We start from the raw sequence: 13,651 nt of genomic DNA on the forward strand, positions 1-13,651 counted from the left end.
GAATGAATAACCGACAGCTCGAAAGCTTTCTTGCAATCGTCCAACTCGGGAGCTTTGCCGCGGCCGCCGAACGACTGCATGTCACCCAGTCCACTGTTTCCGCACGCATTCAGGAGCTGGAAGACGACCTGGGAATTAGTCTGTTCGACAGATCACAGCGCCAGGTGCATCTGACGAACAAAGGGAGACAGCTTGTGGCCTACGCGGAGCAGGTGACACACATCTTTCGCGAAATCAAAGAACAGCTAGGCTCCAACGCTGCGATCGGCGGCATCGTACGCATAGGTGTCGCCGAACTGGTTGCACTGACGTGGCTTCCGAGCTTTACAAGAGCGGTGAGCAAGAAATTTCCGAACGTAATCCTGGAGTTCGAAGTCGGACTGAACCCGGTACTCCTCGCAGGAGTGAAAAAAGGTGATTTCGACATCGCCATCATTGCGGGGCCTTCGACCGACACGACGTTCGTTGCTCGTCCGCTCGGCACTGTCCTGTTCTCATGGATGTGCAGTCCAGATCTCTATCCAACGAATGAGCTCATGACCGCACGTGACCTGCGACGTTGGCCGATCGTCTATCAAGGCACCGACTCCTATACGACAGAAGCAACGAACACCTGGCTCGGCATCCGCACTTCCAAGAAGCACCTTGGAACCTCCTGCAATAGCCTTGCGGCCGTCAAGTCGCTGACCGTTGCAGGTGTGGGAGTCAGCCTGCTGCCTCACGGCATCTTCGAAGACGCCGTGCATCGCAAGGAACTGACCCCGATCCGCACTGAACCCGCCGGGCTCGAGATGCCATTCACGGCAGTGTTCACCAAACAGACATCATCTCGCCTCGTCGAGGACATCGTGGATCTGTGCGAGCAATCAAGCACCTTTTCCTGACTCGGCCCCAGTCGATTCCTTGAGGTCCATGCCCGCGGTTTCTTTCATGCTGAAAGCCGCAACCAGAGCGATGACTGCAAGCACGATGATGTACGCCTGGAATGCCCAGCTTGCATTGATCGACCGTAACCAAGTGTTGAGGTAGGGCGCGGTTCCGCCGAACAGGCCAATGGCTACCGACGTCAACACGCCCACGCCCACGCCCCGCACGCGCGCTGGCACAAGCTCCGCCATCAGGGCCGGATACTGCCCCACACCGATCGACCAGATCACCAGACCAAGACCCTGAGCAAGCAGCAAGGTCCACGGTTGCTCCGACAACATCATCTGAATGGGAATGGCCATCACACCAACCAGGAGCGCGAAGGTCATGACGGTTTTTCGACGGCCGATCCGGTCGGACATATGCCCGAAGATGGGAATGAATACCAGTGCGATCGCCTGTGCAATGAGGCTTGAGGTATATGCACCTTTCGGGTCCATGTTGTATGCGGAGATCGCCATTGCCGGAGCGAAGGCCACCCAGATGTAGTACCAGACATTCATCGCCGCGTTCAGGGCAATTACCAGCAGGCTGAATTTCAGAATCGTCCGCATGGATAGTTTCTGACTGACCGCCTTGAGCTTGTCTTCGGTCTTGAGCGCAACGAATGCCTCTGTCTCGACGGCTTTGCGGCGCATGAACAGCGCATAGATTCCCAGCACCGCCCCAAGTGCGAAGCCGACGCGCCAACCCCATTCGCCCATGTCTTCCTTGGTAAGGAGAGCGCTCAGCCCGGCGGCAACACCTGTCGCGAGCATTACCCCTAGGATGACGCTGATGTACACGGAGCTTGCCCACAGGCCTCGTCGTTCACGCGGCGCGATTTCCGCAACGTACACGTACGACACGCCAGACTCGCCACCGTGCGCGAAGCCCTGCAGGATCCGCATCAGGAATAGTGCCAACGACGCCCATGACCCGATCTCGGCGTAGCTCGGAAGCAAGGCAATTCCCAGACTGGTCATTGCCAACATGATCATCGTGGTGACCAGGGCCAGCTTGCGGCCTTTTCCGTCTGCCATGCGACCGAAGATATAGCCGCCGATTGGACGGGCAAGGAAGCCGCCTGCAAAGATCGCTAACGTCGACAGGAAAGCGGAGGTCGGATCGGATTTCGAGAAGAAAGCGCCCGCCAGATAGATTGAAAATGTGCTGTAAATCGTCCAGTCATACCATTCGAGGATGTTTCCCACGGCGGCAGCTTTCAGCGAACGTTTTCGGTCGGCGGCGCTTGCGCCTCCTGATGCCAGATGCACTGGGTCGACATGATGATCGACCGGCATACGATTGCCCACGGTTGTCTCCATCGCATTCTCTTTTAGATGTAATTTTTGAGCGGGGGCGCGACGTGTCCGCCTGCCCCACGTAGCTGCATGCGGGTAAGTCTTAGCGTGACCGCCGATACATGGCGGCCGGATGGGGGGACAGAAGTCGGGGAGCACCGTCGAAAAGCTTTTCGCGCAGCGTTCCCTGAGCATATTCGGTCTTGTAGACGCCACGCGCCTGCAGTTCAGGCACCACAAGATCGACAAACTCCTGGATGCTTTCCGGAGCGACGGTGTAGGCCAGATTGAACCCGTCCACGTCGGTTTCTTCCATCCATTGCTGCAGCTCGTCTGCTACCTGCGTCACAGAGCCGACAATCACAGGCCCCGATCCACCCACCGCCAAATGCTCGGCAACCTCGCCAACCGTCCACACCCGATCCGGATCCGAGATGGTGAAACGGTCGATGGCCGTATGCATGCTGTCGTTGCGCATATGTTTGACCGTATCCTTCGGGTCGCACGAGGAGAAATCAATTCCGGTCCACCCCGACATCAAGGTCAGTGCACCCTCGTAGCTTGCGTACTTCCGATAGTCGCGCAGCTTTTCCTGAGCTTCCTCTTCGGTTCGTCCCACGATGACGTTCATCATTGCAAAGACGACGACTGCATCAGCCGGGCGCCCCTGTTCCTGCACCGCAGCCCGGAGCTTTTTGACCGACTGCTTCATCACATGTTTGGTCGGGCTGCTGATAAAAATGCATTCCGCATGCTTGCCTGCGAATGCCTGGCCCTTAGGTGAGGTGCCTGCCTGATACAACACGGGCGTCCGCTGGGGCGATGGCTCGGACAGGTGAATTCCGTTCAGCCGAAAGTACTCCCCGTCGTGCTCCACGGCATGCACTCTGGTCGGATCAACGTAGATACCGCTATCCGCAGACCGTTGGACCGCGCCGTCCTCCCAGCTTCCTTCCCAAAGTTTGTACATGAGTTGCATGTATTCTTCGGCGATGTCATATCGCGTGTCATGACTTGTCAGCTTCGTTGCACCAGAAGCTTTTGCAGCACTGTCGAGGTATCCCGTGACGATGTTCCAGCCTACGCGGCCATTCGTCAGGTGATCGAGCGTGCTCATCTTTCTTGCGAAGGTGTATGGAGGTTCGTAAGTCAATGAGCCCGTAATGCCGAAGCCAAGGTGCTCCGTCACTGCTGCCATGGCGGGTACGAGTAGGAACGGGTCGTTGTTTGGAACTTGGACCCCGTTGCGCAGCGCCGCGTCGCGGTTGCCACCGAACACGTCATAGACACCCGTCACGTCGGCAAGGAAAATGCCGTCGAATTTTCCCTTTTCCAATGTCTTTGCAAGGTTTTGCCAATAGGCAATCGTGGTGTATTCCGATGAACGGTCCCGTGGGTGACGCCACAGCCCTTGAGACTGATGAACTCCCGTGTTCATGTCGAACGCGTTGATGCGGATCTGCTTTGGCATGTGTATTCCTTCGAAGTCGACAGACGTGCGGAATCGCATCACCGGTACGAAAAACGCAGGTGATCCGACTTCTTTGCTTGATAGGATTGGTCAGGCGGGAACGGCTTCAGCGAGTGCAGTCAGCTTGCCGGCGTGGTAAACCAGCGGCGCAACATCCCTGACTTCGGTATGAACAAGACGGGCGACAACGATGGTGTGATCGCCCTCTCCGATCGTTGATTGCACGAGGCATTCACCGTGTGCCAGAGCGCCGTCAATAAGTGGACTTCCTGCCGGTCCAAAGGTGTGAGCGACGGTCCCGAACTTGTCATCGGCCTTGGAGGCAAATATCTTGCAAATATTTGCCTGGTCCGAAGATAGAAAATTGATGCCGAAATGTCCGCTCTGCTTGATTGCGGTCAACGTGTTCGATGTGTTGTTAAGGCAGATAAGGAAAAGCGGAGGCGTCAACGACAGCGACGTCACTGCACTCATCGTGAGGCCATGAAGCTTGTTGTCGGTATCGGCTGTGGTGATAACTGCGACGCCGGTTGGGAATTGGCCGGCGAATCGACGAAGGTCGACTTGATTGTCGTTTTGCGAGGTGTCCATGCTTGTCTCCGGTAAGCCTGGAGCCATTTTGGACAGTTGTCGGGATCGAAACAAACGAAAAGAAATGGGGTTTACCGATCGCTTTTTTCGATTAGTTGGACCGCCATGTACTCGCACGTGAGTGACAACAGGAAGACCACCCATGACACTCAAACAAATCGAAGCTTTCTACTGGGCCGCCAATCTCGGCAGCTTCAGCATCGCCGCCAACCGGCTGCACGTGACCCAGTCGTCGTTATCCAAACGGATTGCGGAATTGGAAGAATCAGTCGGGGCGCCTCTGTTCGATCGATCGAGCCGGCGTGCGCAACTGACGGAATGTGGTCAACGCCTGATTGCACTTGCGGGCCAGATGCTCGATCTGTCGGAGCAGTTTCGTGCCATCGATCTGACCGGGGCACGCCTGACCGGGGTCTGCCGCTTTGGCGTCAGCGAACTGATTTCACTGACGTGGCTGCCGACGTTCACGCGGATGGTGAACCGGGACCACCCTGCCCTGGTGCTGGAGCCCTACGTGGACCTGGCAAGGCATCTGGAACGCAAGGTGGTGCGTGGCGAACTGGACTTTGCCGTGGCGCCCGGACCGGGCCAGGGCGCACAGGTCACGGCAAAGGTAGTGGGCCGCGTCGACTTCACGTGGGTGGCATCACCCGGACGGATCGACGCCGGTACGGTGCTGAGCCGCCAGGAACTTGAACGCCACCCGGTCATCACGATGACGGAAGGCTCCGGACTGACGCGTGCCATCGAAGTGTGGTCCCAGGAACAAGGCATTACTCTGCAACGGACCTTGGGGTGCAACAGCCTGATGGCCATCGTCGCACTGGTGCTGGCTGACATGGGTATCAGCTTTCTTCCTTCGCATTTCATGAAGCCCTGGTTGAAGGAGGGCACGCTTGTCGCGCTGAACAGCGAGCCGTCCTTGCCGAGCCTGAACTATTGCTTCTTTCACCGTGCCGATGACAGTCGCACCTTGCTAGAGACAATGCAAGACTACGTGGCCCGCGCGACCGACTTCCAGTCGCCACCGGAATGCCTGACATCGTTCGCGAAGTCGCAAAACGACTGATATTTCATTCGAATTTATCGCTTGAAGGAAACAGCGGTGCCGTCGATGATGCTCCCACAAGAAAGGAGACAACGATGACACTGCACAATATTTCTGCCTTTACCGCCGCAGCCATGCTGGTTGCCGCAGCCCCAACCGTCCAGGCTGCCTGGCCCGATGACAAACCGATCGAAGTGGTAGTGGGATTCGCGCCCGGCGGCGGCACCGACCTGATGGCGCGCAAGCTGTTGCCCTTCGTGCAGAAACGGCTAGGTCCGAAGGCCCAGTTCATCGTGGTCAACAAACCTGGCGCGGCTGGCGAGATCGCCAACGCCCATGTCAAACAGTCGAAGGCCGATGGCTATACGTTGGCGGTAATCAACGTGCCAGGTTTTCTGTATGTCCCGATGATCAAGAAGTCGCAATACGAGCCACAGGACTTCACCCTGATTGCCAGAGTCGTTGACGATCCCACGCTGATCGTGACGCGCGCAGATAATCCGGTCGCAACGTTCGCAGGCTTGCTGGTTGCGATGCGCCAGCAACCTGGCGCGTTGAGCTTTGGTCATAACGGTGTCGGCACCAATGGCGAACTCGCCCTGCAACTGTTAAAGCGGGAAGCCAAGGTGGAAGTGAATGCCATCCCCTACAAAGGCACCGCCGCACAAAAGACCGACGTGCTTGGCGGACACCTGAGCTTCGGCCTGGTCAGCGCCGGCGAAGTGCCGGAGCTGCATGGCAACGGCACGGGACAACTCAAGGCACTGGTCCAGTTTGGCGAGACCCGGTCTTCGGCATTGCCCGCGGTCCCGACGGCAACCGAGACGGGGACCAAGGTCACCATGAGTTCTGAACGGGGTTTTGCCGCGCCGAAGGGCGTCCCGGCCGAGATAGTGAAGCGGCTGGACATGGCCATTGCTGAAAGCCTGCGCGACCCGGAATTCATCGCCACGGCGTCCGCCGACGCGCCAGTCCTGGCGTATCTGGGCGGCGACCAATGGCAGCAATCGCTGGAACGAAACAAGGTTGCCCTGCGCGCACTTGCCAACGCCCAACCGAAAGAGTGATCGGCTGATATCCCCTGCATGGAAGACAATGTCATGAACAGCTCGACGCCCTGGCGTGTTGCACGCTTCGATCTCTGGATCAATCCTGTTTTCGACGAACGGTTGCGACAGGAACCTTTGATCTCGGTGGCGGTTGCCCCGACCCACGGCAACGATGGTCAGGCCTGGGACGTCCTGACGCGCGCCCACGTCTACCAGATCACTGCCGCCAAGGACGAGCTGCCGCTGCACTTCCATGCGCATCGCGCGTTGCTTGAACGCTGTCCTGATCTGCTGTGCGTTTCTTCGACAGGTGCAGGTTATGACACGGTCGATGTGGACGCGTGTACGCGTGCCGGGGTGTTGGTCGTGAGCCAGATTGGCGGCAATGCCTCCGCCGTCGCCGAAATGACGATCGGCTTGATGCTGGCCGTGTCGCGGCGAATCGTCGAATCCGATCGGAAGCTTCGCACCGTGCGCGGGTTTTCGCGGGAATCGGTCATGGGTCGCGACATCGGCGGCAAGACGCTGGGCCTGGTGGGTATCGGGCACGCCGGTACGAAAACAGCGGCGCTGGCCAAGGCGTTCGGGATGCAGGTACTGGCCTGCGATCCACTGCTGACCGGTGACACCATCCGATCGCGCGGCGCCGAACCGGTCGATCTCGACACCTTGGTACGAACAGCAGACATCGTGTCGTTGCATTGCCCCCGGGACGAGACCACGCTGAACCTGTTCGATGCAGCGCGCTTTGCGGCAATGAAGCCAGGCGCGCTGTTCATCAGCACGGCTCGCGGCGGCATCCACGACGAACATGCGTTGGCCGATGCCCTGCGTACGGGCCATCTTGCCGGCGCCGGCCTGGATGTCTGGCATCCCGAACCTCCCCCGCTCGATCACCCGCTGCTCAGCCTGGACAACGTGGTGGCGACATTCCATACCGCTGGCGTGTCTCATGAAGGGCGGCACAACGTGGCAGCCATGGCCGCGACCCAGATCATCGATATGTTCAAGGGGGTTCGCGCCCCACGCATCGTCAATCCCGACGTGTGGGAAGCCTTTGTGCAACGCAGTGAACGGGCACGCCGTGATGCGTCCGCGACGGTCTGACGCTGAGTATCCCGCCTGATGATTCCCCGCCTGTCGCCCAGTGATCGTCCCACCTCGTTGACCGTGGATTTTCTGGCCGAGTTGCGGCTGCGAGGATTCGAAGGGGATATCACCCGAAGTCATGCGGACCGGACCGTTTTCGCCACCGACAACTCGATCTACCAGGTGGCTCCGCAGGCCGTCGTCTTTCCCCGCAACGAGGCGGACGTTATCCGGGTGGCCAAGCTCGCCAACGATCCACGCTTTGAAGCGGTGACGTTCACGCCGCGCGGCGGCGGCACAGGCACCAACGGTCAATCCCTGACGGAGGGTATCGCCGTCGATTTATCGCGTCACATGAACGCGATCCTCGAGATCAATGTGGAAGAGCGGTGGGCGCGCGTGCAGGCGGGCGTGGTGAAGGATCAGTTGAACGCTGCCATCGAAGCGCACGGTCTTTTCTTCGCACCCGAGCTGTCGCCCTCCAACCGCGCCACCATTGGCGGCATGATCGCCACCGATGCAAGCGGTCAAGGTTCCGTGCTGTACGGCAAGACGCGCGATCACGTTCTTGAACTGAAGACGGTCTTGCTCGACGGCACGGCCTGGGATTCCCGCCCGCTGGACCCTGTTGCGTTCGCGTTGGCCAAGGCGCGTCCGGACAGGGTGGGCGCCGTCCATCGCTTGCTTGACCGTATCCGGGTCGACGACGCCGATTTGATTGCTTCGACATTCCCCAAGCTCAATCGCTGCGTCACGGGGTATGACCTTGTGCATCTCTGTGACCACTGCGGGCGTTTCGACCTGAACTCGGTGTTGTGTGGCGCGGAAGGCAGCCTTGCCTTCGTTACCGAAGCCAGGATTTCGCTGACGCCCATTCCGCGTTGCACGGCGCTGCTCAATATCCGGTACGACAGCTTTGACGCCGCGTTGCGGGATGCCGCCGCACTGATGCGGCTGGAAGCCGCCGCGACTGAAACCGTCGACGCGACCGTCCTTGCCCTTGCGCGCAAGGACGCGATCTGGCTGGAGGTGGCGCAGTACTTTCCAGACGATTCAAGCGGTCCGCCGCAGGGCATCAACGTAGTCGAACTCCTGGCAGAAGATGAGGCAGCGCTGGCCCACAAGCTCGCCCGTGTCGAAGCCGTGCTGGCACGCGATGCGAGCGGGTCAGGCAGGCGGGGCTACACGGTGGCGCACGGCGAGGTGGCAGCCAAGGCCATCTGGTCCATGCGAAAGAAATCGGTGGGTCTCCTGGGGAATATGCCTGGGGAACGCCGTCCGGTGCCCTTCGTGGAAGACACGGTCGTTCCGACCGAACACCTTGCGGACTACATTGCCGAATTTCGTGCAGTGCTGGACCGGCGCGGACTGGTCTACGGCATGTTCGGTCACGTCGACGCGGGGTGCCTGCATGTGCGTCCAGCCCTCGACATGAAAGACCCTGCGCAAGAAGCCTTGATTCGCGACATCACGGACGAGGTCGTGGCACTGACGCGCAAATATCGCGGTGTTCTGTGGGGCGAGCATGGCAAAGGCTTCCGGTCTGAATACGCGCCGGAGTTCTTCGGCGACCTGTACCCGCGCATGCAGCAGATCAAAGCGGCGTTCGACCCGAACAATCAATTGAACCCGGGCAAGATCGCCGCACCGCCCGGGCAGGCCCTGACGCGGATCGATGCCGTGCCGACGCGTGGGGCGATCGACAGAACCATTCCGATCGCGGTGCGGGCGGCCAATCAGGATTCGCTCCACTGCAACGGCAACGCGGCCTGCTTCAACTTCGACCCCGACGACGCGATGTGCCCGTCATGGAAAGGCACCCGCGAGCGCCGGCATTCGCCGAAAGGACGGGCATCGTTGATGCGCGAATGGCTGCGCATGCTGGCTGAACACGGTGTCGATTCGTCAGAGATGGCGGTCGAGGCACGTGCAAGATCCGGCTGGCGCAACGTAATGAGTGTGGGACGGCGCGCTGTCAATGCGTGGTCCGCACGCCGAGGCAAGCCGGACTTCTCGATCGAAGTCAAAGAAGCAATGGATGGTTGCCTTGCCTGCAAATCCTGTGTGGGCCAGTGCCCGATCAAGGTCGACGTGCCCGCGTTCCGATCACGGTTCCTGGAGCTGTACCACGGGCGATATCTGCGACCGGCGAAAGACGGCCTCGTCGCCTCGCTCGAACGGTTTCTTCCTGTGGCAGCAACGTTGCCGCGTCTGGTCAACGGAGTCACCCAAAGCCCCGCAGGTCGTGCCATGCTCGGCACACTGGGCCTGGTCGCCCTGCCCGCGCTGACAGGGACCGACCTGATCGTCGAGGCTTCCCGGCGAGGCGCGTGCCTGGCGTCACGCACGTTGCTGGCCGCCCTGACGCCTGACGACAAGCAGCGTAGTGTTGCGATCGTCCAAGATGCGTTCACATCGTTCTATGACACGAATGTGGTGCTTGACCTGTGCGAGTTGTTGACGGCCTTGGGCTTCTTGCCCTGGTTAGTCCCATACCGCCCGAACGGCAAGCCGCAGCACGTGCTGGGGTACCTGCGCAGGTTCGACCAGACCGCGGCCACCAACGCCGCACTGCTCAACGAGATTGCCGGTTCGGGCGTGCCCTTGATCGGCATCGACCCATCCATGACGCTTGCGTACCGCGCCGAATATGCCAAGGCGCTCGGCACAGACCGGGCACCCAAAGTGATGCTGATCCAGGAATGGTTGGCAGAGCATCTGACAGCATTGCCGAACTTCGATGCCGCGCCCCGATCCTCGTGGGCCGTGCTGCCGCATTGCACCGAGCGCACCAACGCACCGGCAGCCACTGCAGCATGGGTCAAGGTGGGCGCACGCCTTGGCGTCGACATCAACATGGTTGCCAGTGGTTGCTGCGGCATGGCAGGCTTGTACGGTCACGAGCGTGCCAACCGGGCTCAGTCCGAACACATCTACGACTTGAGCTGGGCAAAGCACGTCACGCACCCTGCCCTGCAAGGACGCCTGGCCGCGACCGGGTATTCATGCCGCTGCCAAGCCAAGCTTGTCGACCAAGCCACCTTGCCGCATCCGGTCAGTGTGCTGCTTGCGCAGGTCAAGGCCAATGCGGGTCAGCGTACAGAGTCTGGGGTGGACGCTAGCCGCGCTTACGGCTAGCGCCAGCGCCTCGACCGAAAACAGCCGACATGGATTCGGCTTGGCTTGCCTTGGTGACATCGCAACACGAGCGCGCGTGGAGGGTGATGAGGGGCGCTCTTTGGCGGTGCCAATGCCATAGTTTTCGCCGCCAATGCAAAAAGGCCAGTTCCGAAGAACTGGCCTTTCGCGAATAACCTTGGTGGCCTGGGGCGGAATCGAACCACCGACACGCGGATTTTCAATCCGAGTAAGTTGTCGTTGACCTACGTTGATTGCCATGCAGGAAAATAACAAAACACAGCAGGATCAACGACTTAACGATCAAATCGATCGAACAAACGTTGACTGACATTGTTCCATTTACCTAGAATCTGCCTACATAGCGCCTACATGGGCGGAACGCCTTTAAGGGAAAAAATGGCAAAGCAGGCATTCACCACGGCGCGCGTCGAGACGTTCGCGTGCGACGCTGGCAAGTCGCAATCAATCTTTTGGGATAGCAAGGCACCAGGTCTAGGACTCCGAGTCACTGCGGCAGGAGCGAGGGCTTTCATCTTTGAGTCACGCTTGTTCGGTAGAACCATCCGTACAACTGTTGGCGACGTGCGTACGTGGGAGCTTGGACGAGCCAGGACGGAAGCAGCTCGTCTCAAGACCTTGGTAGATAGTGGCATTGATCCGCGAGAGCATCGAGCCGAGCAACAGGCTGCACATGAAGCTCGTCGCGTCGATGCTGAACGCCGAGATGCAACGTTGGCTGAAGCTTGGGCGGTATACATAGGTGCTAGAAAACCGTTCTGGAGCCAGCGACACTACGATGACCATCTGAAAAACGCTGACTTAGGCGGTGTTCCTCGGCAGCGAGGCAAGGGCCTAACCGAACCGGGCCCACTGGCCTCTCTAATGACGCTTAAGTTATCCGATTTGACGGGAGAACGGATCGCTCCATGGATGACGGAAGAAGCTTCCAAACGGCCGACAATGGCAGCGCTTTCTTTTCGCCAATTACGGGCCTTTTTACGTTGGGCGGCTGACAACAAAAAATATGCAGGGCTGACTTCATCCGATGCGTACAAAGCTCGAGACGTAAAAGATGCCGTGCCAAGGGTTAGGGCAAAAGAAGGCGACGTTTTGCAGCGGGAACAGCTCCCAGCTTGGTTCAACGCCGTCCGGCGGATCCCCAACCGAGTGCACTCCGTATACCTTCAGAGCCTGCTGCTTACCGGAGCTCGGCGCAAGGAGATGGCAGGTCTGCGGTGGCAAGATGTTGATCTTGTGTGGCGTAGCCTCACACTCGACGACAAAGTGGAAGGGACAGGAGGACGAGTCATACCGTTAACGCCGTATCTTGCCTCCCTGTTTGGAGAGCTTAAAGATCTAGCAGAGACGGCCCCAAGTGGCCGCCGCCAAGCGGTACTCGTAGCGCGCGGCGAGTCCTGGGCTCCGACTGCTTGGGTATTTCCAAGCTTAACCTCAGCGGATGGGAAAATTGCCGAACCTAGAGCCGCGCATGTAAAAGCATTAACAGCAGCAGAGTTACCGCACGTCAGTTTGCATGGCCTACGACGCTCCTTCGGCACATTAGCAGAATGGGTGGAAGTCCCTGTCGGCGTAGTCGCTCAGATTCAAGGCCATAAACCGTCTGCTATCGCGGAGAAGCACTATCGAAGGCGACCGCTAGATCTCTTGCGCAAATGGCATGACCGAATCGAGGATTGGATAGTGGAGCAGGCCGGAATAACTCCTGCGAATGGCAAAACCACTTCCGCCTGAATTTTCGCGATGTGCTCTGACCCATGCGCTTTTGCACTTAAAGACAGCGAATATTCACTTGGCCACCTCTTATCCAGTAGCCATGATCGCAACGGCGGCATGTTCTCGAAGTCCGCACGAGCTAGTTTCTACCCGGCATAAAAGTACCGTACATACCCAACAGTATGTACGGTACTTTTCAGCAGCCCGATCCTTGAACGTGGGCCAGTTTTAGCGGCTAAAGTTCGAAGCAGTCAGGTAGGACAAGGGCTTGCCTGCTGGCTCGCAACGGTTGATGAACGATCTGGTCCAAGAGTGATTCGGCTATTAGAGGTCGTGATGGATGCCGACTGTCGGTGGAAGCAATGGCTGCTCAACCCCGCCGGATCAACGATGCTGGAGCACCCGCCGCACAAGAGTCCTTAACCACAAATTCGATGCGTCCTTGTGATGCTTGGCATGCCATACCTGCGTCACTTCTACGGTCGGACTCAAGAAGGGCAGCGGATGGATTACCAGGCATGGGTTGTCCTGAAACGCCAACGATACGTCCACCGGGATGATAGCAACCAGTTCCGTGTGCGGGATCAAGCTTAGCAAGCTAAGAAAGTGAGGAACGACGAGGAAAATACGGCGCCTGATCTTCAGATCCTGCATCGTCTTATCGATGACTTCTTGGCTTCGCCCTTCAGTCTTGATCGCGACGTGAGTGCTGCCTATAAAAGCATCCATAGACAACTGCCCGCCGTCGAGCCGCGGATTGTCTTTATCGGTCAAACAGACGAAGCCGCTGGTCCGTAAAATGTTCTGCTGAAACATGCCCTGGTTTTTCAGATCAGGAAAATAACCGAGCGCAAGATCAACGACTCCTGATTCAAGTGTCTCTTCAATCTTGGCGGCAATTGGCGAAACGGTCCTGAGACGGACATCCGGTGCGGTTCGCCGAATTTCTTCGACGATCGCCGGCAGATAGGCGGTTTCGCCAACGTCGGTCATGCAGAATGTGAACGTCTTGTCTGCGCGCGCTGCGTCGAACGGCTGCGTGCTAAGTATCTGGACGCGCGTAACTTCCAAGACCTGCTGGATCGGTTGGGCCATCTCGACGGCGCGAGGAGTAGGCTGCATGTCGTTTTTTACACGCACAAAAAGTGCGTCATCGAACAACGACCGCATTTTTGCGAGTGCGTGGCTCGTCGCTGGCTGGCTAAGGCCAAGTTTTTCGCTTGCCCTCGACACGCTGCGTGTCTCCCACAGCGCTTCGAATACCAGCAGAAAGTTCAGGTCCAGTCCGTGTAAGCCCATAAAGCCACCCAGCAAAAGT

Annotated in this window: 10 protein-coding genes; 6 read left to right on the plus strand and 4 right to left on the minus strand. The window is 58.7% G+C overall.

The window, feature by feature from the left end:
• Positions 1–2 precede the first annotated feature (2 nt).
• Positions 3–884, plus strand: a complete 882-nt coding sequence (locus IE116_RS13575) for a LysR family transcriptional regulator (protein WP_189613237.1) — start codon at positions 3–5, stop codon at positions 882–884.
• Here IE116_RS13575 and IE116_RS13580 read toward each other — a convergent pair.
• The 3 genes from IE116_RS13580 to IE116_RS13590 form a co-directional block, all read right to left on the minus strand.
• Positions 867–2,234, minus strand: a complete 1,368-nt coding sequence (locus IE116_RS13580; protein ID WP_229828152.1) for an MFS transporter — start codon at positions 2,232–2,234, stop codon at positions 867–869. The two genes, IE116_RS13575 and IE116_RS13580, sit on opposite strands and share 18 nt — an antisense overlap.
• A 79-nt stretch (positions 2,235–2,313) precedes the next feature.
• Entirely contained in the window at positions 2,314–3,681 is a 1,368-nt protein-coding gene (locus IE116_RS13585) for an LLM class flavin-dependent oxidoreductase (RefSeq protein WP_189613239.1), read from the minus strand.
• A gap of 90 nt (positions 3,682–3,771) precedes the next feature.
• The gene (locus IE116_RS13590) at positions 3,772–4,272 is read right to left on the minus strand and encodes a flavin reductase family protein (protein ID WP_189613241.1); all 501 of its coding nucleotides are present in this window, start codon (positions 4,270–4,272) and stop codon (positions 3,772–3,774) included.
• 142 nt (positions 4,273–4,414) lie between these two features.
• Between IE116_RS13590 and IE116_RS13595 the strand changes: the two genes are divergently transcribed.
• From IE116_RS13595 to IE116_RS13615, 5 genes are all read left to right on the plus strand, one after another.
• Entirely contained in the window at positions 4,415–5,341 is a 927-nt protein-coding gene (locus tag IE116_RS13595) for a LysR family transcriptional regulator (RefSeq protein WP_189613243.1), read from the plus strand.
• Positions 5,305–6,387: a tripartite tricarboxylate transporter substrate binding protein gene (locus IE116_RS13600; RefSeq protein ID WP_229828153.1), complete on the plus strand. Its 1,083-nt coding sequence runs from the start codon at positions 5,305–5,307 to the stop codon at positions 6,385–6,387. The genes IE116_RS13595 and IE116_RS13600 overlap by 37 nt, the downstream gene beginning before the upstream one ends.
• Before the next feature lie 33 nt (positions 6,388–6,420).
• The gene (locus IE116_RS13605; protein WP_189613245.1) at positions 6,421–7,476 is read left to right on the plus strand and encodes a hydroxyacid dehydrogenase; all 1,056 of its coding nucleotides are present in this window, start codon (positions 6,421–6,423) and stop codon (positions 7,474–7,476) included.
• Between the two features lie 18 nt (positions 7,477–7,494).
• Complete coding sequence (gene ydiJ / locus IE116_RS13610) at positions 7,495–10,596, plus strand: D-2-hydroxyglutarate dehydrogenase YdiJ (RefSeq protein WP_189613246.1); 3,102 nt, start codon at positions 7,495–7,497, stop codon at positions 10,594–10,596.
• Between the two features lie 399 nt (positions 10,597–10,995).
• Positions 10,996–12,351, plus strand: a complete 1,356-nt coding sequence (locus IE116_RS13615) for a tyrosine-type recombinase/integrase (protein WP_189614629.1) — start codon at positions 10,996–10,998, stop codon at positions 12,349–12,351.
• Positions 12,352–12,717: 366 nt separating this feature from the next.
• Here IE116_RS13615 and IE116_RS13620 read toward each other — a convergent pair whose 3' ends face one another.
• A complete protein-coding gene (locus IE116_RS13620) occupies positions 12,718–13,647 on the minus strand; it encodes a LysR family transcriptional regulator (RefSeq protein WP_229828154.1) in 930 nt (309 codons plus the stop codon).
• Positions 13,648–13,651: the final 4 nt, after the last annotated feature.

Source organism: Pigmentiphaga litoralis, assembly GCF_014651835.1.
Taxonomy (GTDB): Bacteria; Pseudomonadota; Gammaproteobacteria; order Burkholderiales; family Burkholderiaceae_B; genus Pigmentiphaga; species Pigmentiphaga litoralis.

What these genes read in the sequence shown, in the direction of transcription:
- IE116_RS13575 (WP_189613237.1), top strand. Translation starts at nt 3, where the DNA reads ATGAATAACCGACAGCTCGAAAGCTTTCTTGCAATCGTCCAACTCGGG.
- IE116_RS13580 (WP_229828152.1), bottom strand. Translation starts at nt 2,234, where the DNA reads ATGGAGACAACCGTGGGCAATCGTATGCCGGTCGATCATCATGTCGAC.
- IE116_RS13585 (WP_189613239.1), bottom strand. Translation starts at nt 3,681, where the DNA reads ATGCCAAAGCAGATCCGCATCAACGCGTTCGACATGAACACGGGAGTT.
- IE116_RS13590 (WP_189613241.1), bottom strand. Translation starts at nt 4,272, where the DNA reads ATGGACACCTCGCAAAACGACAATCAAGTCGACCTTCGTCGATTCGCC.
- IE116_RS13595 (WP_189613243.1), top strand. Translation starts at nt 4,415, where the DNA reads ATGACACTCAAACAAATCGAAGCTTTCTACTGGGCCGCCAATCTCGGC.
- IE116_RS13600 (WP_229828153.1), top strand. Translation starts at nt 5,305, where the DNA reads ATGCCTGACATCGTTCGCGAAGTCGCAAAACGACTGATATTTCATTCG.
- IE116_RS13605 (WP_189613245.1), top strand. Translation starts at nt 6,421, where the DNA reads ATGAACAGCTCGACGCCCTGGCGTGTTGCACGCTTCGATCTCTGGATC.
- ydiJ (WP_189613246.1), top strand. Translation starts at nt 7,495, where the DNA reads ATGATTCCCCGCCTGTCGCCCAGTGATCGTCCCACCTCGTTGACCGTG.
- IE116_RS13615 (WP_189614629.1), top strand. Translation starts at nt 10,996, where the DNA reads ATGGCAAAGCAGGCATTCACCACGGCGCGCGTCGAGACGTTCGCGTGC.